The sequence below is a fragment of the Alteromonas sp. K632G genome (genome assembly GCF_017653625.1).
GTDB classification, from domain to species: Bacteria; Pseudomonadota; Gammaproteobacteria; order Enterobacterales; family Alteromonadaceae; genus Alteromonas; species Alteromonas naphthalenivorans.
Genome location: NZ_JAGGDM010000005.1, coordinates 66,572 through 91,153, shown reverse-complemented (window position 1 = coordinate 91,153; position 24,582 = coordinate 66,572). Strand labels below are relative to the sequence as shown.

Annotated in this window: 22 protein-coding genes and 1 riboswitch; of the genes, 13 read left to right on the top strand and 9 right to left on the bottom strand. The window is 45.6% G+C overall.

Annotation, left to right across the window (positions count from 1 at the left end):
• Nucleotides 1-95: 95 nt before the first annotated feature.
• Nucleotides 96-569: an RHS repeat-associated core domain-containing protein gene (locus J5X92_RS06680; RefSeq protein WP_208805170.1), complete on the bottom strand. Its 474-nt coding sequence runs from the start codon at nucleotides 567-569 to the stop codon at nucleotides 96-98.
• Between the two features lie 172 nt (nucleotides 570-741).
• Between J5X92_RS06680 and J5X92_RS06675 the strand changes: the two genes are divergently transcribed.
• The 10 genes from J5X92_RS06675 (at nucleotide 742) to J5X92_RS06630 (ending at nucleotide 12,092) form a co-directional block, all read left to right on the top strand.
• The gene (locus tag J5X92_RS06675) at nucleotides 742-1,365 is read left to right on the top strand and encodes a DUF6088 family protein (protein WP_041452613.1); all 624 of its coding nucleotides are present in this window, start codon (nucleotides 742-744) and stop codon (nucleotides 1,363-1,365) included.
• A complete protein-coding gene (locus tag J5X92_RS06670) occupies nucleotides 1,362-2,435 on the top strand; it encodes a nucleotidyl transferase AbiEii/AbiGii toxin family protein (RefSeq protein WP_126872684.1) in 1,074 nt (357 codons plus the stop codon). The genes J5X92_RS06675 and J5X92_RS06670 overlap by 4 nt, the downstream gene beginning before the upstream one ends.
• Nucleotides 2,436-2,566: 131 nt before the next feature.
• Nucleotides 2,567-2,680: riboswitch (TPP riboswitch) on the top strand.
• Between the two features lie 157 nt (nucleotides 2,681-2,837).
• A complete protein-coding gene (gene thiC, locus J5X92_RS06665) occupies nucleotides 2,838-4,775 on the top strand; it encodes a phosphomethylpyrimidine synthase ThiC (RefSeq protein ID WP_244360371.1) in 1,938 nt (645 codons plus the stop codon).
• Complete coding sequence (gene thiE / locus J5X92_RS06660) at nucleotides 4,772-6,421, top strand: thiamine phosphate synthase (protein WP_348272386.1); 1,650 nt, start codon at nucleotides 4,772-4,774, stop codon at nucleotides 6,419-6,421. Before thiC ends, thiE begins: the two co-directional genes overlap by 4 nt.
• Nucleotides 6,414-7,178 carry a HesA/MoeB/ThiF family protein gene (locus J5X92_RS06655; RefSeq protein ID WP_208805169.1) on the top strand — a complete coding sequence of 255 codons (765 nt, stop codon included), beginning with the start codon at nucleotides 6,414-6,416 and terminating at the stop codon, nucleotides 7,176-7,178. Before thiE ends, J5X92_RS06655 begins: the two co-directional genes overlap by 8 nt.
• Nucleotides 7,166-7,387, top strand: a complete 222-nt coding sequence (gene thiS, locus J5X92_RS06650; protein WP_208805168.1) for a sulfur carrier protein ThiS — start codon at nucleotides 7,166-7,168, stop codon at nucleotides 7,385-7,387. The genes J5X92_RS06655 and thiS overlap by 13 nt, the downstream gene beginning before the upstream one ends.
• Complete coding sequence (locus J5X92_RS06645) at nucleotides 7,388-8,155, top strand: thiazole synthase (protein WP_208805167.1); 768 nt, start codon at nucleotides 7,388-7,390, stop codon at nucleotides 8,153-8,155.
• 7 nt (nucleotides 8,156-8,162) lie between these two features.
• The gene (gene thiH / locus J5X92_RS06640; RefSeq protein WP_013786099.1) at nucleotides 8,163-9,287 is read left to right on the top strand and encodes a 2-iminoacetate synthase ThiH; all 1,125 of its coding nucleotides are present in this window, start codon (nucleotides 8,163-8,165) and stop codon (nucleotides 9,285-9,287) included.
• 194 nt (nucleotides 9,288-9,481) lie between these two features.
• Nucleotides 9,482-10,663, top strand: coding sequence for a YHYH protein (locus J5X92_RS06635; RefSeq protein ID WP_013786100.1), 1,182 nt, complete (start codon nucleotides 9,482-9,484; stop codon nucleotides 10,661-10,663).
• 202 nt (nucleotides 10,664-10,865) lie between these two features.
• Nucleotides 10,866-12,092, top strand: coding sequence for a threonine/serine exporter family protein (locus J5X92_RS06630; protein ID WP_013786101.1), 1,227 nt, complete (start codon nucleotides 10,866-10,868; stop codon nucleotides 12,090-12,092).
• A gap of 106 nt (nucleotides 12,093-12,198) precedes the next feature.
• Here J5X92_RS06630 and J5X92_RS06625 read toward each other — a convergent pair whose 3' ends face one another.
• Nucleotides 12,199-13,173 carry a DUF697 domain-containing protein gene (locus tag J5X92_RS06625; protein ID WP_126872691.1) on the bottom strand — a complete coding sequence of 325 codons (975 nt, stop codon included), beginning with the start codon at nucleotides 13,171-13,173 and terminating at the stop codon, nucleotides 12,199-12,201.
• Nucleotides 13,166-14,560, bottom strand: coding sequence for a YcjX family protein (locus J5X92_RS06620; RefSeq protein WP_057794852.1), 1,395 nt, complete (start codon nucleotides 14,558-14,560; stop codon nucleotides 13,166-13,168). The genes J5X92_RS06625 and J5X92_RS06620 overlap by 8 nt, the downstream gene beginning before the upstream one ends.
• 227 nt (nucleotides 14,561-14,787) lie before the next feature.
• Here J5X92_RS06620 and J5X92_RS06615 point away from each other — a divergent pair, with 227 nt between their 5' ends.
• Nucleotides 14,788-15,132 carry a carboxymuconolactone decarboxylase family protein gene (locus J5X92_RS06615; RefSeq protein WP_013786104.1) on the top strand — a complete coding sequence of 115 codons (345 nt, stop codon included), beginning with the start codon at nucleotides 14,788-14,790 and terminating at the stop codon, nucleotides 15,130-15,132.
• Between the two features lie 96 nt (nucleotides 15,133-15,228).
• Here the strand turns inward: J5X92_RS06615 and J5X92_RS06610 are convergent, their stop codons facing one another.
• Both J5X92_RS06610 and J5X92_RS06605 read right to left on the bottom strand, forming a co-directional pair.
• Complete coding sequence (locus J5X92_RS06610; RefSeq protein ID WP_126872692.1) at nucleotides 15,229-15,990, bottom strand: MBL fold metallo-hydrolase; 762 nt, start codon at nucleotides 15,988-15,990, stop codon at nucleotides 15,229-15,231.
• A gap of 132 nt (nucleotides 15,991-16,122) precedes the next feature.
• Nucleotides 16,123-17,028, bottom strand: coding sequence for a LysR family transcriptional regulator (locus tag J5X92_RS06605; protein WP_126872693.1), 906 nt, complete (start codon nucleotides 17,026-17,028; stop codon nucleotides 16,123-16,125).
• A gap of 235 nt (nucleotides 17,029-17,263) precedes the next feature.
• On the opposite strand from J5X92_RS06605, the gene J5X92_RS06600 reads away from it, so the two are divergent.
• On the top strand, nucleotides 17,264-18,484 hold the full coding sequence (locus J5X92_RS06600) for an acyl-CoA dehydrogenase family protein (protein ID WP_013786107.1): 1,221 nt from the start codon (nucleotides 17,264-17,266) through the stop codon (nucleotides 18,482-18,484).
• A gap of 33 nt (nucleotides 18,485-18,517) precedes the next feature.
• Entirely contained in the window at nucleotides 18,518-18,649 is a 132-nt protein-coding gene (locus tag J5X92_RS21245; RefSeq protein ID WP_260563499.1) for a hypothetical protein, read from the top strand.
• Between the two features lie 103 nt (nucleotides 18,650-18,752).
• On the opposite strand, the gene J5X92_RS06595 is transcribed toward J5X92_RS21245, so the two are convergent.
• The 4 genes from J5X92_RS06595 to J5X92_RS06580 form a co-directional block, all read right to left on the bottom strand.
• Nucleotides 18,753-19,286 carry a hypothetical protein gene (locus tag J5X92_RS06595; RefSeq protein WP_244360367.1) on the bottom strand — a complete coding sequence of 178 codons (534 nt, stop codon included), beginning with the start codon at nucleotides 19,284-19,286 and terminating at the stop codon, nucleotides 18,753-18,755.
• Nucleotides 19,287-19,413: 127 nt separating this feature from the next.
• Nucleotides 19,414-20,535: an ABC transporter permease gene (locus J5X92_RS06590; protein WP_126872695.1), complete on the bottom strand. Its 1,122-nt coding sequence runs from the start codon at nucleotides 20,533-20,535 to the stop codon at nucleotides 19,414-19,416.
• A 3-nt stretch (nucleotides 20,536-20,538) separates the two neighbouring features.
• The gene (gene rbbA / locus J5X92_RS06585) at nucleotides 20,539-23,331 is read right to left on the bottom strand and encodes a ribosome-associated ATPase/putative transporter RbbA (protein ID WP_208805166.1); all 2,793 of its coding nucleotides are present in this window, start codon (nucleotides 23,329-23,331) and stop codon (nucleotides 20,539-20,541) included.
• Nucleotides 23,328-24,392, bottom strand: coding sequence for an HlyD family efflux transporter periplasmic adaptor subunit (locus tag J5X92_RS06580; RefSeq protein WP_348272385.1), 1,065 nt, complete (start codon nucleotides 24,390-24,392; stop codon nucleotides 23,328-23,330). Before J5X92_RS06580 ends, rbbA begins: the two co-directional genes overlap by 4 nt.
• Nucleotides 24,393-24,582 lie beyond the last annotated feature (190 nt).

Sequence of the window (24,582 nt, the reverse complement as noted above, 5' to 3'; positions counted from 1 at the left end):
GGACTATCCAATTACTGGGGGTCACTTCAGAGTGCGAGGCTTTGGATTTATAATTAAGTTTTGTTTAAATTGCCTAAGACGTTTGATGTTCCTCTTTATAAGTTCTCCGGCTTTAAAATTGCTTTGCATAGGGGGCAACTGTCTGGATTTAATACAACTCCGCCCTGAGCAACTATTGTAAATGGCACAGTATCGCATTTCGGGCAAGTATAAACTGTTAATGTGAATACAACCCAAGCTATTAAACTTAATGTGAATACAGTAATTCCTATGCTCAGCCGTTGTCCCTCAAAACTGTCCAAGGTAAATAGAAGAGGGAGAAAAACACAACTGCAAACAATGGATATTAAAATCCATTTTTTTCTTCTTCTTTGAAATTCACTAGCAATTCCATAAGGCGTCACTTTTACCTGCCTATAATATTTTTCCTCACCATTCGGATCAGTGTATTTAAAAAGGTTATTTGCGACATAAAAGTACCTGTTAAACGTATCTACCTCACCAGTATACCCAACAAGATCATTCGAATAAAACCGCCCGATAACAGGTTCATAGTATCGTGCCTGCATATAAATTAGTACAATTTATAAACCACCAAAAACTTAAGAATGTGTTTTCCCGGGCGAATATATAGCAACATGTCACACCAGTCAATCCTGACATAATTAACCTTGAAAACACCATAAATAGTAGGATACAATGGGTTCACCATAGAATAAATTTGTCAGCATTTAAATAGATATGTCCGTATCCGCATTGGTTAATAATAGGTTATCTCGTATGCAACGAGGAACACCATTTACAATAGAGAAATTTTATTCTCTAGGCTCTGTTACGGCTGTCCAAAAGGCAATGAGTAGGCTTACAAAAGAGGGGGAAATTGTTCGAGTAGCAAAAGGGATCTACTCTCGACCGAAACCACTAGCGGCCCTCCCATCTATTAAAATTACAGCTAAAGCTGAAGATGTTGCTATAACTTGGGCTAAGGCTAATCACTACAAGATGGTTCCTCAGGGGCTAGAGTCTGCCTACCGATTAGGGCTACAAACTCAAGCTCCATTAAAAACAGTGTTTTGGAGTTCCGGCCCTTCACGTGTATTTAAAGTAGGGAACGAAGAGGTTCAGATCAAACATACTGCTAATTTCAAACTTAGATGGCAGCATCGGCCTGAAGGAGAGTTGTTACGCGGTTTAATGTTCGTATCTCCTGAACATACTTCGATGCAACAATTGAGTACAGCTCTCAAACGTCTCAATATTTCACATGAAGAAAAATTGGTAGTGATAAACAAACTGCTCAACAACAGCAGCTTAAGGACTTGGAAAAACAAGTTATCTAGCATAAAGCAGACCTTGACATCATGAACTTATTTGAACTTTATACCGATAATAAAAACTATAAAGATTTAACTGATATATTCACAATTGGCGCACAACAGCACCCAGTCGGCTTACCTGCAAACTTTTTAGAGAAAGACATTTGGGTAACGGAGATACTAAGATTACTCTATGATGAGTCATTACTAGGTAATCTATCAGTTGCATTTAAAGGTGGAACCGCTTTAAGTAAATGCTGGAGTGCAATTTCGCGTTTCTCTGAAGACATCGATCTTTCAATTCACTGGGCTGACTTATCTGGTCTCTCTGAAGAAGATGAATTGAAAGCATGGCAACAAAGCACCACATCAAAAAGCCAAGCAAAAAAATTCAGAGATAAACAACAAAGTCTATTGGAAGACTGGAGTAATGAATTTTTAGTGGGTCTAAACCAAGAATTGGATAAGTACCAGATTGAAGGTTTATACGCTGAAATTGAGCCAGGTAGCAGAGGTGAAAAAATAGATATTCACTTCCCACGAACCACTCGTGGCTCGAATGATTACCAGCTCGATCATGTTTTGTTAGAATTTGGCGGTCGTAACAGAGGAAAACCTACGGAAACTTTGAATGTCGAGACTTATTTATATCAATGTCCAGATTTGAGTAACTTGGAATTACCCAGAGCCAATGTTAAAGCTTTCCAACAGGATTACATATTATGGGAAAAACTAACGGCTCTTCATCAATTTTCTACACAAACAAAAGAGCCAAACCCTGTCAGGTTGGCTCGTCATTGGTATGATGTTGATTGTTTACTACAAAACAAATTTGCAGACCCGCTTGCAACAACTGAGGCTATGCAGGCTGTTATCGAAATGAAAAAGCACAGGTGGTCCACTCCAGGCGTCGATTTTGAAGCTATTTTAAGCGGTGGATTGCGACTAATTCCTGATGGTGAAAGATTACACGCAGTCAATCAAGATCATGTAGAAGCTATCTCTGGAAAAATGTTTTTTACAGTTCCTGATGAGTTTGAGCATATCGTTTCTCGTTTGACCAATGCACAAAACTTGTTCAACCAGCATACTAGACAATCAGAAACGACTTCAAAATAATCCACTAGCGCCCTCAGCAGAAGGGTGTGTTGCTTGATAAACTTCAAACAGCTTTTTACGGCTAACACGCTTCCCCTACCACGCTAAAACAAGGCTTGAAATTTTATTTTCTTTCGCTTTATACTGATTACAGTTACTTGTCGGAGTGCTCAACTGAATTAATCCAGTGAGCTGAGACCGCGAAAGCGGGATCCGTTGAACCTGATCAGGCTAATACCTGCGAAGGGAACAAGAAAGTACAAAGTGGTAAGTCGTAAATAGTAAAAGTTAAACTATGTGGTATGGCATGAATTTGTCCTTCAGGATTTTGCATGCAATACTGGTCATGCTTTTGCGCACTTTGTATTCTCTCCTCCACTCCTGACAAGCATTTTATAACCTAAACTAACAGGCGAAAATGCTATGTCGACTCGACGCGAACAGCGCCAACAGGCGCAAGACTTTATTAATCAATTGGCCGGTGAGGCCTACCCTAATTCTACTCGTCACTACGAAAAAGGCAGCCGCGACGATATTAACGTTGCCATGCGACTGATTCACCAGCACGACAGCTTAATTGGCGGCACCGAAGAAAAGCCTATATTTGAAAGTAACCCACCCATTGGGGTTTACGATACTTCCGGCCCTTACGGCGACCCAGACGTTACCATTAACGTGCAAAAAGGGTTGGCGCCGCTACGAGAAAACTGGATTAAAGCCCGCGAAAACACGTACCAGCTTGAAGGGGTATCGTCGCACTTCGCGAAGCAACGTGAGCAAGATATTGTCACTGAAGATTTTCGTTTCACGCGCACGCTGAAACCACGCAAAGCCCTAGAAGGTAAAAATGTAACCCAACTGCATTACGCTCGCCAAGGTATTATAACGCCCGAAATGGAATACATTGCCATTCGCGAAAACATGGGCCGCGACGCACTAAAAGACAGCCCGCTAAGCAATCAACACAAAGGCGAGCACTTCGGGGCTAACCTGCCTTCAAACATTACCCCTGAATTTGTTCGCCAAGAAGTGGCAGCTGGTCGCGCGATTATTCCCGCGAACATAAATCACCCTGAACTAGAACCTATGATCATTGGCCGCAATTTTTTAGTCAAAATTAACGCCAATATTGGTAATTCAGCGGTCACCTCGTCTATTGAAGAGGAAGTAGAAAAGCTAGTGTGGTCTACCCGCTGGGGCGCCGATACGCTTATGGATTTATCCACCGGCCGCAACATTCACGAAACACGCGAATGGCTGCTTCGCAACAGCCCTATTCCGTTAGGCACCGTTCCCATTTATCAGGCGCTTGAGAAAGTAAACGGCGTAGCCGAAGACCTTACGTGGGAGCTATTTAAAGACACCCTTATTGAGCAAGCCGAACAAGGGGTAGACTACTTCACCATTCACGCAGGCGTATTGCTTGAATACGTACCGCTTACCGCAAACCGGGTAACGGGTATTGTGTCCCGTGGCGGCTCGATTATGGCCAAGTGGTGCTTAAGCCATCACAAGCAAAGCTTTTTGTATGAACGATTCCGCGATATTTGTAAAATTTGCGCCGCCTACGATGTGTCGCTTTCTTTAGGTGATGGATTACGCCCAGGCAGTGTGGCCGATGCCAATGATGAAGCCCAGTTCTCTGAACTTCGCACCTTAGGTGAGCTGACTAAAATAGCCTGGGAATACGATGTTCAGGTTATGATTGAAGGCCCAGGGCATGTGCCAATGCACATGATCAAAGCCAATATGGAAGAGCAGTTAACCCATTGCCATGAAGCGCCTTTTTACACATTAGGCCCCCTAACTACTGATATCGCGCCAGGTTATGACCACTTCACGTCTGGAATTGGTGCCGCTATGATAGGTTGGTACGGCTGCGCCATGCTTTGTTATGTTACCCCTAAAGAGCATTTGGGTTTGCCCAACAAAGAAGATGTTAAGCAGGGGCTAATTACCTACAAAATTGCGGCACATGCTGCCGACTTAGCGAAAGGCCACCCCGGTGCGCAAATTCGCGATAACGCCATGTCGAAAGCCCGTTTTGAGTTTCGTTGGGAAGACCAGTTCAACCTCGCATTAGACCCCCATACCGCCCGCGCTTATCACGATGAAACCCTGCCCAAGGCCTCGGGTAAAGTGGCACATTTTTGTTCTATGTGCGGCCCCAAGTTTTGCTCTATGAAAATTTCTCAAGAAGTGCGAGATGTAGCCAAAGCTAATCAGGAAGCTGCGCAACAAGACAGTGCTCTTCAAGAAAAAGCACTGCAAGAAAAAGGCATGCAAGACATGGCTACCGCCTTTAATAACTCTGGAGCTGCGCTATATCACGGTGCCGATACCAAGGTGCAGCTGCCGTGATAGAAACAACAAGAGGCTTATTTAAAGCAACACAAGCCATGAGCGAGGAACCCGTTGTATGGGCTATTGGTGGCATAGATACAAGTGGAGGCGCGGGTATAACCCGCGACGCCATTACCCTTGCTGATATAAATGTGCATGCATGCGTATTAACCACCCAGGTCGCAAACCAATCACATTCGATAATGCGAAGCGCATCCGCGCTAAGTATCGATACACTCAATGAACAATGGCAAGCACTCGAAAGCGACCTTCCACCTAGGGCAATAAAGATTGGCGCTATTGCAAACTCTGTTCAAGCCCTATTTTTGTGTGAGCATGTAGTAAAAATAAAACAGTATAAAACCGCTAACTGTTTTGTCGTTTGGGATCCTGTATTGGTAAGTTCGTCAGGAGGCGTTTTAGGTGAACTCAGCCAACATAGTATTGATACGCTTATTGCGACTGTGGATGTTGTAACCCCTAACGTGAAAGAGTTAGCACAGTTAACCGGCTGGCCTGTGCACTGTGAAAAGTCTCTATTAGCCGCGGCACAAGCGCTTATTGCCCGTGGGGCTCAAGCTGTTTACGTTAAAGGCGGCCACGCCCACTGGCAAAGTACAGCAATTGATACTTTCGTGTCAGCGCAGGCGATTCGAATTTTCCAACAACCCCGAGACAACATGGGTAACCTTAGAGGCACAGGTTGCATGTTTTCCAGTGCATTAGCCGGTTTTGTGGCAAGTGATTATGATATTCAAGATGCGCTAACCCTTGCTAATGCATACCTGCATAAAGTGCGTAACGCGTCGGTATTTTCAAGCAGTTCTGTCTGTTCTGCCGACCAAATTCATTGCGCAGGTTTAGTTGGCTTTCCTTTAACGCCGGTACACTATCCTTCTGTCCGCTATGGTGAAAATGACCCTGTTTGGCACAAAACCCCGATGCAATTTCCTAAATTAACCGACACATCACTAGGGATATACCCAGTGGTTAGCGATGTATCGCAATTGGAGGTACTGGTAAAAGCAGGCGCCGCGATTATTCAATTGAGAATAAAATTTGGCACTGAAGATTCCAAGTCGATACAAATAGCGAAGGCTGTAGAGGTAGTAAAGAACACACCTTGTCAGTTATTTATTAACGATGACTGGGAATTAGCCATCAAGCATGGTGCCTACGGCGTACATTTGGGGCAAGAAGATCTCGAAACGGCGAATTTACAGGCCATTTCCCGTGCAGGGCTTAGGTTGGGTGTTTCTACCCACGGTTACTGTGAGCTTCAACGCATTAAAAGGCTAAGCCCCTCTTACATTGCACTCGGTCATATCTTTCCCACCACCACAAAAGACATGCCGTCCAAACCACAAGGGCTCGATCGCCTTTCACGTTACGTTCGGCTTTGTGCAGATATCCCTACGGTGGCCATTGGCGGTATTAATTTGTCACGAATTAACACGGTAGCCAGTACTGGCGTGTCGGGTATTGCCGTTGTGCGAGCCGTTACACAAGCAGCGGATCCCGCTGCGGCATTTCACGACTTGTTAAGGCGGATGAATGATGCCGAAGATAATGGCGAATATATTGCCGAAAATATTGGCGAAGACAGGGGAGACAGAATTGCCGAGCCTGGCGCATCAGTTCAACACGGCCTTAGCTATGAATAATGTGCACTTATCTGCCGATGACATCAGCCGCTATAGTCGCCAGTTGATGCTAGATGACATTGACGAAAAAGGGCAAGCGCGCCTTAAACACGCTTATGCGGTTATCATCGGGCTAGGTGGGCTGGGCTCCTTGGTTGCGCGTTACTTGGTAGGTGCAGGTATTGGCAAAGTATTGCTGGTAGATAACGACACTGTGGATAAAAGTAATATTCATCGGCAAGTGCTGTTCAACCAAGACCATATCGGCCAGCACAAAACCCAAGCTAGCTATGCCCAATTGCGCCTTGTAAACCCAAACACCCAAATTGAACTGGCCGAGGTTCAAGCAAATAGCAGTAACTTAGTCTCATTGATATCCGGTGCCCATTGCGTGCTGGATTGCAGCGACAACATCACTACCCGAAAAGCCATTAATGCCGCTTGTGTTAACCAGCGCACAGCACTTTTTATTGCTGCCGCCAGCCAGTACAGCTGGCAAGCGATAAACCTGCAATTGAGTGAAAAAAACAGTGGCTGCTACGCATGCCTACTTGCGCACACAAGGGTACAAGAAGACTGCATCAGTCAAGGTATTTTAGGCCCTGTGGTAGGCATGGCAGCATGCTTTCAAGCCACACAAGCATTGCTGTACATGGCGAATCCGAAGACAAATATTACGTGGGGGCAATACCACATTATGAATGTGGCCACTGCGCAGTTTCAGTCTTTTTCACTTCCGGCCTTTGAACACTGCGAGGTATGCCAATGTCCTTTATAACTATTTTATTAAATGATGCACAGATGAGCTGCGCCCCAAACACGTCAGTGTTAGCTTTTCTAACAGACCAAAACATAGGCCAAGACATAAGCCAAAACGGTGTGGCTGTGGCTAAAAACGGCACTATTTTGGCCAAGCCGCTTTGGGATGAAATCCACTTACAAAACAACGATAAGCTTGATATTTTCACGCTTGTAGCAGGAGGGTAAATGCTTACCTTAGCGAATCAAACTTTTTCATCTCGCCTATTAATGGGCACGGGTAAATTTAGCTCGCCAAGCATAATGAAACGCAGCGTAAAAAGTGCCAAAAGCACTATAGTAACCTTAGCCATGAAGCGGCTTTCTGCGCATATTGAGCATGATAATTCCTTAGCACTTTTAAGAGAATTAGACGTTACGCTATTACCGAACACCTCTGGCGCCAAAAACGCACAAGAAGCCATTTTTGCTGCTGAGTTAGCCTATGAAGTGCTCGGTTCGCCATGGATAAAGTTAGAAATACACCCTGACCAACAGCACCTTTTACCAGATCCTATCGAAACTCTACGTGCCGCCGAAGTAATAGTGAAAAAAGGCTTCAATGTGTTGCCTTATTGCCATGCCGACCCTGTGCTTTGTAAGCGGTTAGAAGAAGTGGGCTGCGCAGCGGTTATGCCATTAGGCGCACCTATTGGCACCAATCAAGGGTTACAAACCGCGCCTTTTTTGCGCATTATTATTGAACAAGCGAATGTACCCGTTATTGTTGATGCGGGCATTGGTAAGCCTAGCGAAGCCATGGCGGCCATGGAAATGGGCGCTGATGCTGTGTTGGTGAACACAGCTATTGCTACTGCAAGCAATCCTGTTGCCATGGCGAGCGCTTTTTCTAAAGCCGTTGAAATAGGCCGTAAAGCTTATGAAGCCGGCATGCCTATTACTCATCAAGAAGCCCAGCCTTCTAGCCCCTTAACCCAGTTTTTGGTGCAGGAGTAATTTGAAAATGGGCATTGCAAGCACACTCATGTCGCAAGATTTAACGAATATAGCGCTTTCTATTCAAAGTAAAACCAACAAGCACGTAGAGCAAGCGTTAGGGAAAACCAGCCGCAATTTAGATGATTTTATGGCGCTAATATCCCCTGCTGCCACGCCTTATTTAGAAGAGATGGCCGCGCAATCACAAATGCTAACCCGCGCCCGATTTGGCAATACCATGGGGTTATTTGTGCCCCTATACCTTGCCAATTTATGTGCAAACGAATGTACATATTGCGGTTTCACCATGAGTAACAAAATAAAGCGTACGGTGCTGAATTTGAGCCAAATAGAAACCGAGATAGACGCTATTACCGATATGGGGTTTTCACAAGTATTGCTGGTAACAGGCGAGCACGAACAAAAGGTAGGCATGCCTTATTTTAGTGAAGTGCTACCGGCAATAAGGGCTAAAGCGAGCAACGTCATGATGGAAGTGCAGCCGTTGCCACAAAAAGACTATGAAACCTTAAAGACCCTAGGGGTGGATGCGGTATTAGTTTACCAAGAAACCTATAACCCTCAAGCGTACGCAAAATACCATACTCGGGGCAAAAAGCAGGATTTCTTATGGCGTTTGCAGGCCAGCGATCGTATTGGCGCAGCAGGTATTGATAAAATAGGTATTGGCGCATTATTAGGGTTAGGTGACTGGCGTACCGATAGTGTGATGACTGCCCTGCACGGCCAGCTTATTCAGCAGCATTACTGGCGAAGTCGGGTGGCTATTTCTTTCCCGCGCTTACGACAGTGCGAAGGCAATACCAACGATTCAGTTAATTTATTAACCCAGCAGTTTCCTAACGAAACGCAACTGTTGCAATTGATATGCGCTCACCGTTTGTTTAACCCACAAGCCGAACTGTCCCTATCTACTCGTGAATCGGCGCGATTTCGCGATGGTGTGTTACCACTAGGTATTACCTCTATGTCAGCAGGGTCGCAAACTCAACCTGGCGGTTATAGTGCGCCTTCAGAAGCGCTTAACCAGTTTGATATAGATGACACCCGCGCTGTAAATTTGGTAGCCGCCGCCATTGAAGCAAAAGGGTTGGAGCCGGTATGGAAAGATTGGATGGCTTTTAGTTAGCCATTCAATAAATACCTTATTTTCTGTCACACCCTTTTGTTTGTTTTTGGCCGTTATATATGGCTAAGACATGGCCTCGTCGTGCTATGTAAGCGATGAGTAATACTTATTGTTTCTGAGTGTTAATCCAAAAAGCCCTCTGTAAGCTACTATTACTAAGCAGCTTTGTTTTAACCGTGTGGAAAAGGATAGCAATGAAGAATAACAAACTACGAAGACTAGCGTTGGTTATGGGTGTGTTTACCCTAAGCTCACTTGCCGCGTGCGGCGATCATTCCAACCCAGACTCCCACGAGCACCCAAAAAAAGAATCAACAAAACAAAGTACAAACGCTTCACTCCCAACCACTACCGAATACTTTACTGATGACGTGATTGTTAGTGATGGCCTTGTAGACTGTACATTGAGCGATGGCAGTGAATCTTCGTGTTATATCGTTACTATGCCGGTAAATAGCGGTATAGACGTTGGGCACGACAAAGGGCCGTGGTGCCCGCGTAATATTAACGATACCGCTGAAGACGCGGGAATTTGGTTGAGTGATAACCAAGTATACGATGCGGATGGCAACTTTATAGAAAACCTAGCCACCTTCTATAGTGATGACAATTGGCAGCTGTTTAACCCTGAAACGGGTGAAGTTAAAGTGACCGATAGCAAAGATGCCTGCCTTGCTGCTGCGCGCCCCGATGTTGCCCCCGAATATCAGAACTACTGCGTTGAATGCCAACCTGAATACGCGGAAGATGTTGAACCACAAAAATACCTTATTCCCGCCTACCCTAAAAAAGCATCACGCATTACCCAATTCGACCCTCATGGTGGAGTAGGCCTTGCTTTCAACGGTATTAAGATGGATGCGCCTGCGCCAGTTGATGCCATTTTAGGGGCTTACACTCTTGCCCCCTTTGATGACTGTGGCGGACACGTTAATCCTCATGTTGGGTACCATTACCATGCCATTACCGAATGCTCATCTATTGATACTGCGCTTTCTACCCACGGCAAAATGTTAGGCGTAGCACTAGACGGTTTTACTATTTTTGAACGTAAACTCCCTGATGGACAAGTACCTGATGATCTTGATGACTGCGGCGGGCATGCTCTAGATGGAAGTAGCGTTGATAAAGAGAAAGAGGGTGACATCGGTTACCACTACCATGCTGGCGATGCCGGAAGTAACCAAATTTTAGCCTGTTTCAGTGCACCTCAAGGTTGCGCTATACAGGGTGACAGTATGCAGTGCGATACCAAGCGAGGTGGCCCTGGTGGTCTTGGTGATCATCCTCCTGGTGGCCCTCCTGGAGGTCTTCGTGATGATGGCCCTCCCGGGGATCTTCCACAAAATAAGCGCCTTCCTAGTGACGCATCTTAGTAGAAAAAAGCATTAGTTTTTCTAACGTGAAAATTTAATAAATGTTTTTTGCGTTATGCTTATTTTGCCTCTACAATCCGCGCAAATTTTAGCCAAGCCTTTTTATACTCAAAAGTTCAGGCTTGGCTTATTTCGCTACCGCACTTAGCGGTGAATGCACTTTTATTTTTATTAAAAAATAACCCCCAAGTAGGACAAGTCGTTGGACACTGTAGAATTTATTCAAATTCGGAGATTTATTGTAAAGCTTGGCAAAATGCTGCACAAATACGGCACGCCTGCTTTTCGACTAGAAGCTTACTTACTAGAAGTTGCCACCTACTTAGGCGTGCACGCTTCATTTATTTCCACACCGACTTCATTAACTTTTGTTATTTGGAGTGACAGACACGAAGATGAATACAATCATGCTTCTCGCCTACTTCCCGGCGACCTAGACATGAACGCGCTATCACTTACCGATGAGCTTGCAGGCTCACTACTAAACGGTGAGCTTACTCTAGCAGCAGCCGATAAACGCCTTGATGAAATTGATGCTATGGGTAGCCCCTATGGGAAATGGCTTACGGGTGGCGCCTTCGGTATGGCTACCAGCGCCTTTGCCATGCTAATGGGTGCAAGCTGGGCTGAAATTGGTTGGTCAGGTTTACTAGGCTTACTTGCCTATGTATGGACATTGTGGTCCGAGCGTTCTAAGCGGGTTAATTTAATGCTAGAACCGGCTACCGCTTTCATTGCTGCCCTACTCGCGTGTGCTATTGGTACTTACATCGACCCAGGTATTAACATTCCTCTTATTGTACTTTCCTCGGTAATAGTATTTGTTCCTGGGCTTGCCCTTACCATGGGGCTTGCCGAGCTTTCGTCCCGCAATATGGTATCGGGCACTGCTCGCACCATGGATGCAGTAATGCAGTTGTTTAAGCTTTATTTCGGTGCTTTTTTAGGCGTATCGGCAGGCTTTAGTTTATTTGGCGAGAACGTATACCAACCGGCTGAGTCTTTGCCTTATTGGGCAACGTGGTTATCGGTATTTCTATTATGTTTAGCGCTAGTGGCTATTTTTCGCACCCGGGTTAAACATATTCCATGGGCCATGGCGGCGGCCTTTATTGCATACAGTGCCACGGCGTGGAGCTCTGATTACATGAGCCCCGGATTAGGCGCATTCGTGGGAGCCTTCGCCCTAGGGCTTTTTGCCAATGCTTTCACCCGCATTGCAAATCAGCCTGCTACCATTGTGGCTATGCATGGGCTAATTGTATTGGTGCCGGGGTCTAAAACTTATATTGGGTTGAACTCGTTTATTTCGGGGCAAGACTTTGTACAAGCTGATCATTTAGGTCAAGAAGTGTTCTTGATTTTTATGTCGCTAGTAGCAGGGCTTATATTTGCTAACGTTGTAATGCCAACTAAAAAAGCCCTGTAGTGCGGGGGTAGTTTAGCAAGATACATCGACTTTTCGTCACGTATTCATGCTTGTAAAAGGTATCATTTGGAAAATAACAGCGTTATGAATAACGCTGTTATTCGCCCTATTTTAATAGCTTCATTAACGCCTTTCCTAAACGCACATTAAGCGCCCCTGCGGCGACGGCTTCAGCGGAATTCTCCATAAATTTTGCACTTAACGAACCGCCAATTTGATTGGCTACTTCATCGGTAGCCAAGTCGAATACCCCCTGTGCGGCAATATTTTGGGCAAGTACGCCGAGTAGTTTCCAATTGCCTATGGTGCCAGGTCGAAGGCCATAAATTTTGGCCATGCGCCTTATGGTACGAAAGCTTATCCACATGACTGCAAAAGTTTGAATTAAGTTATTTGGGCTAATAAATGCCAAGCTTCCTGCGGTAATCGATTCTTTGTTAAGTACTTTTTGCGCTTTTTGCTGCACCGCGTTTAATACCGTATCGTGATACAGCCCCAGCCGCTCTTTAGCAGACATATCATTGTGAAGCTGCTTTTGGTAAATAGCGAAACAGTGCGCAGCATAAGACGATGAGGTAAAACGGCTACCATGGCGTTTGAGTACTTTGTCGACGGTCTCAATGCTATCTTCACCGGTTAACGAAGCGATAGTTTGCCCATCATCAATGGCCTTATTGATTTGCTTATAACCTCGCCATTCTCGAAAGCTCAAATAACTGAAACAGGCCACAAAACCACTAAGTAGTGCGGCCAAAGCAGTGCTAGCAATGGGATGCTCGGCTACGCTTGCCGTAAGCGTGGTGTAGGCATCGAAAACAAAGAAGCCAATAATGGAAAGTACACCTAGCCCCAAGGTTAACCCACCAGTAGAAATACGCGCTTTTGCGCTGTCCATTTGCCATTCGTTGGTTTCAGTTTTTGCGGGCATTGCAGTATCGGGGGGCCTAATATCAAGGCGCTGCTGTACCACTTTGGGGCGATAGGCCGGCGGAGCTGCACTTGTCGGTTTCTCGGTACTTTTATCTATCGAGCTTTGTTCATCTATCGAGCTTTGTTCGCTCATCGAGTCTTGTTTATTCATTGGAAACTCCTTCGGCCAACAAGAACTGGAGTAGTCTGTCCAACCCTCTGCCGGATAGTATTCGCGCCATATAGTCTTGCGGCACTTGGGTGTTCAATACTGGAAAATGTGCATCTGCTTCCATGGCTTTAAGTGAAGCCGGTATCGGTTCAAATGCCGCTTCTACATAACCATTCTCGGCATCTTGATAACGCAGTGCATTTGGCGAGCTGCCTTCATCCGTGACTTGTATTGCCGATACTAAAAAATGCTCAAATTTAATAGGCTTATCAACAAACCGAGCTCTTGCACCTTCAGTAACCTGCTTGAGTAACGATAACAAGTTTTCGCGCTCAGACACCGGGATTAAATCAGCTTTTGTGGCTACAAAAGCCACTCGGCCAATGGCTTCTTTGCGCATAACATTGCGGGCAAACCACCCTGTTTGGCCATACACAAAGGTGTCGGCCAAATGACTAAGCGTTTCTTTTAATTGATACAAATGCTGACGGCTGTGATTTAACCCTTCGAATAAATCCACCAAAATAATTTGTTTGTCGGTTTCCCGAAATACAGACTGCTTTAACGGCGTTAACCAGTCTTTTTGAAACCTCGTAAAATGCGCATCAAATACCTTGTACCAAGGATGAGATACATCGCTGGTAATACTTGATGGTAACGGCGCAAAGCCTAACTGCTGCCAATCAAAATCACTCGAATCTAATAAGAAGCTGCCGGGTTGTAGCAAGGATATTCCATTTTTTTTCGCCACCACTAAATAATGTCGATAGGCACTCACGAGCGCGTTAATGTTCTCTTGTGTGGGCAGTTGTTCGAAGTCAAAGGCGTTAACCACCGTTTTCCACTCATTCGCAAAATGCTGCTGAGGCCCGCTACTTAATTGCGCCCATGCAGAATCAGACCACTGAGCGTAGGTTTTACCTAGCATAGGAATATCGGTTATCCACTCCCCTGGATAGTCGATAAATTCAAAAACAATATCGGTGTGGGGCAAAAGGTGGCGCTTAATACTCATGGTTTGTGTTAACCGCACAACAAGCTTAAACCCATAAGCTTCTTCGGTAGCCTCAGGCCACCGACCTGATGCCAGCGCATCCATGTTCTCTTTGAGAGGGAAAGGCTTGTACCCGTCTATGGGTTCAATCCGCATGAATTCTACCTGTGAAGGCGGAAGATATCGCAACAAAGGCATACAAGCATAACCTTCTTCGCTGCGACTTTTCAGCATGGTCATTAAGCTGGTGAACAACATAGATTTTCCGCTTCGGCTTAAGCCGGTAATGGTAAATCTATGGGTTTCTTTACTGAAAATATCAGACAGGGTTTCCCCTGATGCTGACGCGGCTAAGCGCACCTTATCAAGTAAAGAAGACAAACTGTTTTGCATGAGCCACCCGTTCCCTTTTAGTTGCACTTAACCATACGTGCCTCTACATAATGTGGTCATTAATTGATGTAAGACAAGCATATTGCACGTTTTGTTACAACTTCCGCAATTTCACCTTAATCTAAGTTGACGACTATATGATGCACTGATACATAAGCTTATATGCATATAAGAATTTTTTTACTTTGTGCTTAGTCTTTACCGTTAATAGTAAAAAGGATCATCAAATGAGCAAGTCGTACCCTGATATAACTAAACGCATTTCAGATAACATGAAGTCTCTTCGCGCTGGCATACCCGACACCATGCAAGGTTTTTCAGCTATGGCGAAAGCAGCAACTCAAGACGGCGCCCTAGATAAAAAAACCAAAGAGCTAATTGCATTAGCCATTGGTATTTCAACGCGGTGTGACGGCTGCATTGGCTTTCATGTAAAAGCATTGGTCGATTTAGACGTAACCAAAGAAGAGTTAGAAGAAACACTAGGGATGGCAATTTATATGGGCGGTGGCCCGTCACTGATGTACGCTGCTGATGCCATGTTAGCCTACGAGCAATTTACTCAGGGGTAATATGCATTAACCGAATTTAGTATGCTGGCTTTGGCTAAAGCGCCTTTAGATAAAGCCGCCTTCGCACTTTTGCAATATGCACTTTTACTGAACCCACTAGTGCTGAGCGGTTTTGCCAAACAGCTTTCGATTTATACGGTTTTTAGCTGAGTGCCAGTGATTCTTTGGCAAGGTAGGCGCGTTCTCGATAACGTGATCAAAAGGAATATCAGCCAACTGTACCGGTGCAACATGGGCGCAAAAAATAGTTTCTATAGACGACTGCGCAATACGTTGTAGCGACTTTCGATATTGATTTGGGTGGCATAAGGGGTAAGGTGGTACTAACTCACCTTTTACTTTTACCAATAAATCGGCCACGTACGCTTGCCGCGTAGGTTCGTGCATAATGGTAAGATCGTGGTCAGTGTGCCCCGGAGAATAAAGTACCTTCCACTCGTTAAAAAAGGGCAGATTTTGCTCGTCTTCCAGCAAGATATCAGCCCGCAATACAGGGTTATACCAAATAGACTCACGCTGCTTACCTATGCGGTTTGCTACCCACCACGTCAGGCCCAAATCAATGGCGTGGGCTGCTCTGCCCATTAAGCCAGCATACCAGCTTTTTGCTTTTGGGTGCGCGGCAATAGACGCCCCGGTTAACGCCTTAATTCTTGCAGCGCCACCAGCATGATCAGGGTGCATGTGCGTTACCACAATCAATTTTAGGTCGCTTAAAGGCCGATGTAAGGTCTCAGTAATAAACTGGCTCACCGTTTCTACATCGGCGCGACTACACCCATCTAATAGCAGTAAGCCATGCTCGTGCTCTGCTAGATAGATGTGTTGAATGTAGCCCGAAAGGGTATGGATCTTCATTTAGATTCTCATGGCGTTGAGTTGAACGCTGTCGTTAATACTACGTGGATTGTGGGTGTGACTTATTTTTGTAGCAAAACACGCCAACAATTCGTACTGAAATACTAACAAACATTACACATAACAACCAGATCAAGCAAACAACTGTAATACCAGAGCCTTAAGCCACATTAACCCTGGCTCGCCTTCTTGATGCTGATGCCAGTACAGATGTGTTTCCAATGCGGGTAAGTTGAAGGGCAGTGCCGCGATACTTAAGTTTTCGTCAGCAAGGGCGCTGGCAATAGAGCCTGGTAAGGTTAACAGCGCGTTGGTGTTCGCGGTAACCTCTGCCGCAGCCCGATAATTTTGACAACGCCATAGCGAAGGGCGGCTGACTCCAAGTTGCTGTAGGGCAATCTCCTCTACCGAGGCCCCTTTTATTCGATTCGACACCGTAATATGCCGTGCATTTAAATAAGCCGCTGCACTTAGGCTATCACGCAAAGCATGCTGTGTATTCATTAGTACGGCGTAGTTATCACGGGTTAGCAAACAATGTTCAACTGGCGGTGAAATGGGCCGGCCAATGTCTACCACTAAATGTAAATTGCGATTACTTAGGTCGGCTACCATGGTGTCGCGATTTAATCGCGCACTCACAATTTCGACATTAGGGGCGTGAACTTCAAGCTTGGCTAGTAGTGCCGGTAAAACACTAAGCTCTAGCGACTCTTGCATAGCAATAACGAAGCGCTGATGGCTGTGAGCAGGATTAAATTCGGTAAATTCACTTAGTGCGCGGCGAATATTAGCTAACGCTTCTAGAATTTGAGGTGCTAACCGTTCGCAGGCGGCCGTAGGCAGCATATGGTTTTTTTCACGAGCAAATAGTGGGTCGCCAAGAATTTCGCGAAACCGTCGCATGGCGTGGCTAACCGCTGATGGCGTGATATGCAGCGACTCTGCGGCATGGGTCATGTTACGCTGCTGCCACAAAGCTTCAAACACTTTCAGTAAGTTTAAGTCGAGCTTTTCAAATTGCCGTTTATCTTGCATTAAGGCTTTCCCTTTAATACCTAAACCGCCCCACAACAAACTACGCTGAAAAACAGTGCTAAAGCCACCTATTGAAACCGGCTCTCAACATCACAGCGCAGTGAATAGCATTCACAATACTATCGGACTAGATTTCATTTCATTCATTCTAGTAACTAAACTACGCTATAGCTATCAAATTTATTACCCACTGCTTTTAAGCTACTAGCCATTTGTTAAGCACCCGAGGATAGTCATGGATTTTTCGCATAACGATAAAACAAACGCCCTACTCGAAAAACTTGATGCATTTATTGCTGAACATATCGAGCCCATTGAAAATGAAGTTTATGATTTTCATCATAAAGAGAACCACCACGGTGATTGGAAAAAGTGGAAGCTACACCCTGGCACCGAGGCACTAAAACAAAAAGCCCGCGAGGCAGGATTGGCTAATTTATTTTTGCCCGATGCTGAGCTTGGTAAAGGACTAACCACGCTAGAATATGCGCCTATGGCTGAGCGTATGGGCAGATTTCTTTTCGCCCCTGAGATATTCAACTGTAACGCGCCAGATACAGGCAACATGGAAGTGCTTTATCACTTTGGTAACGATGCGCAAAAAGCCAAGTGGCTTACCCCGTTGCTAGCAGGTGAAATACGTTCTGTGTTTGGTATGACAGAGCCTGACGTAGCATCGTCTGACGCCACCAATATGGCAGCAACCATTATTGAAGATGGCGATGATGTAGTGATCAACGGCAAAAAGTGGTGGTCTACCGGTTTGGGGCATCCCAACGCTGCTTTCACTATATTCATGGGCTTATCTAACCCAGAAAATGACAAACACAGCCGCCATAGCATGGTGATTGTGCCACTAGATACACCAGGAATTACCATAACCCGTATGCTAGATGCGTATGGCGATTACGATGCCCCTTATGGTCATGGTGAAATGCATTTTGATAATGTACGGGTAAGTAAAGAAAACCTAGTGATGGGTTTAGGTAAAGGCTTTGCAATTGCTCAAGGCCGTTTAGGGCCTGGCCGAATTCACCACTGTATGCGCGCCATCGGCATGGCTGAAAAATCACTAGAGCTTGCCCTTAAACGTGGCCACGAACGGGTCGCGTTTGGTAAGCCCATTATTCGCTTAGGCGGTAATTTAGAGCGTGTTGCTGAAGCACGTATGGCCATAGAGCAAGCCAGACTATTAACCCTTCATGCCGCATGGAAGATAGACAACCTTGGCGTGAAGCACGCCATGACAGAAATATCTGCCATTAAAGTGGTGGTGCCTAACATGCTGCAATCGGTAGTAGACATGGCCCTGCAAATTCATGGTGGTGCTGGCATGTGTAGCGACTTCCCATTAGCACGCTTTGCTGCAGGTGCTCGCGCACTACGATTAGCTGATGGCCCTGATGAAGTGCATAAAGGCATGGTGTCGCGCATAGAGCTTAGAAAGTATCAATAAAACAGCCTTGAGCGGATAAACAGCCCTGAGCGGATGAACAGCCCTGAGCGGATAGACAGCCCTGAGCGGATAGACAGCCTTGAGCAGATAGACAGCCCTGAGCGAATAGACAGCCTTGAGCAGGTAAACAGCCCTGAGCGGATAACCAGCCTTGAGCGTTTATAAATAACCTTGAGCATTAAACAAAAAAAGAGGCCTACTTTTCTAAGTAGGCCTCTTTTTCTTATTCACTCTTCAGTATTAGGTGCTCAAACGAATGGTGTTCACGCTACTCACTGTCTTCGTTCAAACGACTATGAATGAGCTCAAGTTTGGCAAAACTTTTGTTTAACTCTGGGTTCGTCATGACTAACGCCAACACGTGTTCATAGCTTTCTTCGCGAGTTTGTTTGGTTAAAAATTTAATCATTTGGTCGCTAGGTAATCGACTCAAATCAATCCCTGTGCCAGTAGACATGGCTTGGATATACATTGCTCGCGCAGTTTTAACATACCGAGGCTCACAGGTTTTTTTGGCAATTTTGCTGCCTATAGGCCGATGATAAGAACAGAGCACGTCAAACTTCGCCACTTCATTTAATTCATGATACATATCCAAGAAATCAAATTTGGCTTTATTGAATTCACGCTGTAATTGCGGTTTTGTTTTTTGTCCAAGTATTTCAAATTTCTCATACTGTCGAGTTTTATCATGCTGCGCAAATACTGCACTACTAAACAGAATAGAAGCTGCTGTGAATAGGCCTGCTAAGTGCTTTATGGTAGCGCCAGATATAGCGGAAGTGGTGTGTGCCTTCATCATTTGTTCCCTTTTTGATGCGTTAAATTCAACCTAGCACATGTACGATTTATAGGCAAAAAAATAGCTATTGTGCCTTCTGCTACCGCTTGGGGCTTGGGCTCGCGCCTTTCTTGGCAAAACCTTCTTTTTAAGCCATGCTACCCACGGTGCTTTTAAATCGACGTAGGGCAATATAATAAAATACCCCACCAATAAATGTTAGCGCAATAAGTTGAGGGTACACCACACTTAGCCCAGCCCCTCTGTACAGCACACCTTGTGATGCCATAACAAAATGAGTATTAGGCGCAATAAGCATAATGTTTTGAATTAAGTCAGGCATACTTTCTCTTGGTGTTACACCACCAGACAGCAACTGAAGCGGTAATAATACTAGAATCAATAAAAGCCCAAACTGTGGCATAGAGCGCGCGATGGTTGCCATGAATATACCTAAACTGCTCACCGCAAATAGGTGAATAGCCACCGCCAGCATAAATAACCACACATCGCCATTAATGGGGACACCCAACACGTATTGAATGACCAAATACACCGACATGAGTGTAGCAAGCCACACCATCAATAAGGTAGCGGCAATTTTCGATAACATTATTTCACTGCTTGATACAGGCATTGCCAATAAATGCTCTATTGTACCCCGCTCTTTTTCTCGAATAAGCGCAGCGCCCGATAAAATAATCGCAATCATCGTCACCGCATTAATGAGCTCCATCACTGAACCAAACCAGAAACTTTCTAAGGCAGGGTTAAACCGCGCGCGCATGATTAAATCTACGGTATAACTGGTTTCTGACTTGTACCCCGCCACGTAAGCGGCCACCTCTTCGCCGATAATTTCAGTAATATAGCCGTTACCGGTAAACGCCTGGCTAATGCGGGTAGCATCTACGTTAACTTGCACATCAGGTACTGAACCCTTCATTACGTCTTTTTCAAATTCAGGAGGTATCGTCACGACAAAGGTGTACTTTCCCGTATCTAAGCTGGGGGTAACGTCTTGTTCAGAAATAATGACGGGGGTTAAAAAATAGGGAGGCACAAAGCCGTCTATCACCCGATGAGAAAGCTGCGAACGGTCATGATCCACAAACGCAATCGGCGCGTTATGCAAAGACTCAGGTACTGCTGTGGCCGCCGTGTAAATGTTTAAGGTGAACACATAGAAAATGAGCACCAACATCACAGGGTCGCGCCATAAGCTCCATAATTCTTTTACACTAAGATGCAATACATTGTTAAGTTTCATTACTTAGCGTTCCTGTTTCTTAAGTAGCGCCACTGACAACCACAGGGTAATAGGAATGCTGATAGCGATGGCATACACCGCAAAATCTAATGAACCAAAGCCCAACCCTTTACTGAAAATGCCTCGACTGGCTAATAAAAAGTAACTAATGGGATGCATCTCACCAATAATTTTTCCTGCGCCCTCTAGTGCTGAAACCGGCGTGATCATGCCCGCAAATTGTACCGCAGGTACCATGGTTCCTATGGTAGTAAGTAGAATAGCGGCAATTTGGCTGTTGGTAAAAACAGACGCCAACAAGCCAAAACTGGTAGAAAAGGTCACAAACAATAACGCGATTATGGCAAACGCGAAGACATCGCCTTTAAGCGGTACTTTAAAAAAGTACACCGCCATCAGAACCAATAAAATGAAGCTTACAAACGAAGTAAGGATATAGGGCACTTGTTTGCCCAGCAGAAATTCGAGTTTCGATACTGGCGTCACATACAAGTTAATAATTGAGCCTAGCTCTTTTTCTCGCACCACGGCTAACGAGGTAAGCAACGCCGGTATCATCAATAACAGCATTGGAATAACCGCAGGTACAATGGCAACTAAGCTTTTAATATCGGGGTTATACAAGTAGCGCGATTGCACATCAATCAGCGAGGTAGAAGTGGTCGTGCTCATTTGAGAAGCTTGTTCTAACAACCAGGTTAAGTGAATGCCTTCAACATAGCCTTCAATAGTTTCGGCTCTAGAAGGCATAGAACCATCTATCCATGCGCCAATTTGTACGTTCTCACCTTTATGGAGCTTTTGGCCGAAGTCCGGCGGTATCTCAATGGCCAGTGACAACTCGCCACTTTTCATTCGCCGGTCCATGTCTTCGTAACTGGTAATATCAGGCTGGGTGACGAAATATCGTGAACCTGCAAGGCTATTGGTGTATTGCTCACTGATGGCAGACTTGTCGCGGTCGAACACCGCATATTGTAAATCTTCTACATCCATGGTTATGCCGTAGCCAATGACCAGCATCAATACGATAGAGCCTAAAAATGCCATGGTTAAGCGGATAGGGTCGCGCATTAACTCCAGCGTTTCACGGGTGGCATAACTCATTAAACGTTGTAGCGACTGTCTATAGCGGCTCTTTTGTTTTGTAGCCGCAGGCACTGCACGGGTATCTTCTTTTTCTGGGCTGGCTTCTTGTCCCGCTGAAGAAACACCTTTCTTCAAGCTAGCCTCTTCGCTTTGCACATCATCTTTACTTGGCTGCGCGGCTTCTAAGTAGTCGATAAACGCTTCTTCTAAGCTCGCAGCTTGCTTGTGGGCCACAATGGCCTTAGGTGAATCAGTTACCAGCACTTTGCCAGCGTGCATAAGCGAAATGCGATCGCACCTTGCCGCTTCGTTCATAAAGTGTGTGGAAATAAAGATAGTCACACCATCTTCTCTGGCCAAGGTGATGAGCAAACGCCAGAAATTATCCCTCGCGATGGGGTCTACCCCCGATGTGGGTTCATCTAGAATCAGTACTTCAGGTTTGTGTACCATGGCCACCGCCAACGACAACCGTTGACGCAACCCTAACGGTAACGATGCGGGCAACGCATCTTTGTGATGACTTAGTGAAAAGCGCTCAAGCATCTCTTGTACGCGAGCCTCACGCTGCTTGTTATCTTGAGTATTAGCCTGTGTAAATAGCCGCGCGTGTAGTACCAAATTTTGTTCAACGGTAAGCTCGGTATACAAGGAAAAGCTTTGCGACATATAGCCCACGCGGTATCGCGTGGCAATGTCGTTCGGATCTAATACGCTGCCTAACATCCATGCTTCGCCAGAAGTTTGTGGCAGAAGGCCAGTCAGCATTTTCATGGTGGTAGATTTACCGCAACCATTCGAACCCAAAAAGCCAAATATCTCGCCTTTTCGAATAGAGAAACTGACGTTATCAACCGCAGTAAAATCACCAAACTTCATGGTGAGACTTTTCGCCTCTATGGCAATAGGCGCGTGAGCACTTTCATCTATGGGGGTAATAACCACGGGCAAGTGGTTACGTTTTATCGATTCGGGCAATAGGGCAATAAATGCCGACTCTAGATTATCCGTTTGGGTTTTCGCCAGCAGTTCTTTCGGCGTACCTGTGGCTAACACCTTGCCATCGTTCATGGCAATAAGATGTTCAAATTGCTGCGCTTCATCCATATACGCGGTGGCAACCAGCACCGTTAGATCAACCTGCCCTTTTCGAATATCCGCAATTAAGCGCCAAAATTGACTGCGCGCTAACGGATCTACGCCGGTAGTAGGCTCATCTAAAATCAGTAATTTAGGATCGTGAATAAGGGCACAGCATAAGCCTAACTTTTGCTTCATTCCACCAGACAGCTTGCCCGCAGGGCGAGATAAAAAAGGAAACAGCCCAGTACGCTTAGTTAAATTATCGATACGTTTGCGGCGTTCGGCGCGTCCGTGCCCAAATAGCTTGGCGAAAAACTGTAAGTTTTCTTCAACCGATAAGGTGGGATATAGATTCTTGCCCAATCCCTGTGGCATGTAGGCAATATCCGCACAAATGGCTTCTCGGTGAGCCCGCTCACGCATGTCGCCATCAAGGACATTAAGCGTACCTTGCTGCAACGCCCGTTCACCAGCAATAAGCGATAAAAGCGTAGATTTCCCCACGCCATCAGGCCCAATGAAACCTACCGTTGCACCGCGCGGAATGTGAAGTGAGATGTCTGCGATGGCGGTAGTTGATTTGTAATGAACCGTCAGACCTTCGCAGGTAATGACGTCTTTCATAGCGCAACCAATTCAGGCACATCACTTGGCCACGCGGCATCATCATCAAGCTTAACCCATACCACGCCAGGCAGGCCTGTCTTCACTTTTTCAATATGCTTTTGCAGCAAGTCTTTTGGAATTTGTGCTTTTACCCGGAACATCAATTTTTCTCGCTCACTTTCAGTTTCCACTGAACGAGGCGTAAATTGGGCGACATCTGCCACATAAGAAATGCTGGCGGGAATAGAAATATCAGATGCAGCATCTAAAACAATACGTGCTTCAGAGCCAATAGAAAGCCGCCCTACTTGGGTAGCAGGCAAATAGAACGTCATATAAACATTGGTTAAATCCACAAGGCTAAGTACACGCCCGCCTGCAGCAACCACTTCACCAGGTTGCACAACACGGTATTGAATACGCCCGTTGCGCGGTGCTTTTAATAACATATCGTCTATTTCAGATTCAATTTGCGCGATGGTGGCATCGCTTGCCGTTACCGCCGCTTGGGCTGACAAGTACTGAGATTTAGAGGCTTCAATGGTAGCATCTGCGGCAGCAAGTCTTGCCGAAGCAGCATTCACTGCGGCCTTTGCACTTTCTACCGTGGTTAAGTTATCTTCGGCTAGCTGTTTCGAGACCGCACCGGTTTTTGATAATTCATTGGTGCGTCTTGCATGGGCTTCTGCCGCTTTTAGTTCCGCTTCGGTTTGAAGCAACGCGGCCTGTAAAGCCACCTTTTCGCTCTCACGCTGTGCAATGGCCATGTGCGCTGCGGCTACTGCACTTTGCGCCTGCACGCGCTGTGCATTGGCTTGACGAAGTTGGCCTTGAATAGTCGTGGTATCAAGCTTGGCGACTAGCATTCCCTCTTCTACTTGCTCACCTTCATCCACATAAATGGCTTCCACTCTTCCCGCTACCTTAGCAGCAATACCAATTTCAATCGCTTCAATTCGACCATTACTCGACACCACATCTTCTTGCTCTGCACCACCGAAGAAGGCGTTATAACCAAGCACCAATAATACAATCAACAAAAAAACTAAAACGAAGGGGGTCTTCTTCACTGTCTTCACGGCAACGCTTCCTGTGTAATGAATCTCGCTGCCTGAGAAGCGCGAGTAGTTTCACGGTGTGGGGAACGCATAAGCTGCCCCCGTGATTTAATCAATTATTTGGCTTACTAGATGAACTACCCATTTTACCTATTGGGAAAGAAGCATCTTTGTTCTAAATCAACAAAACGTAGTGTTGAGCTATTAGTAA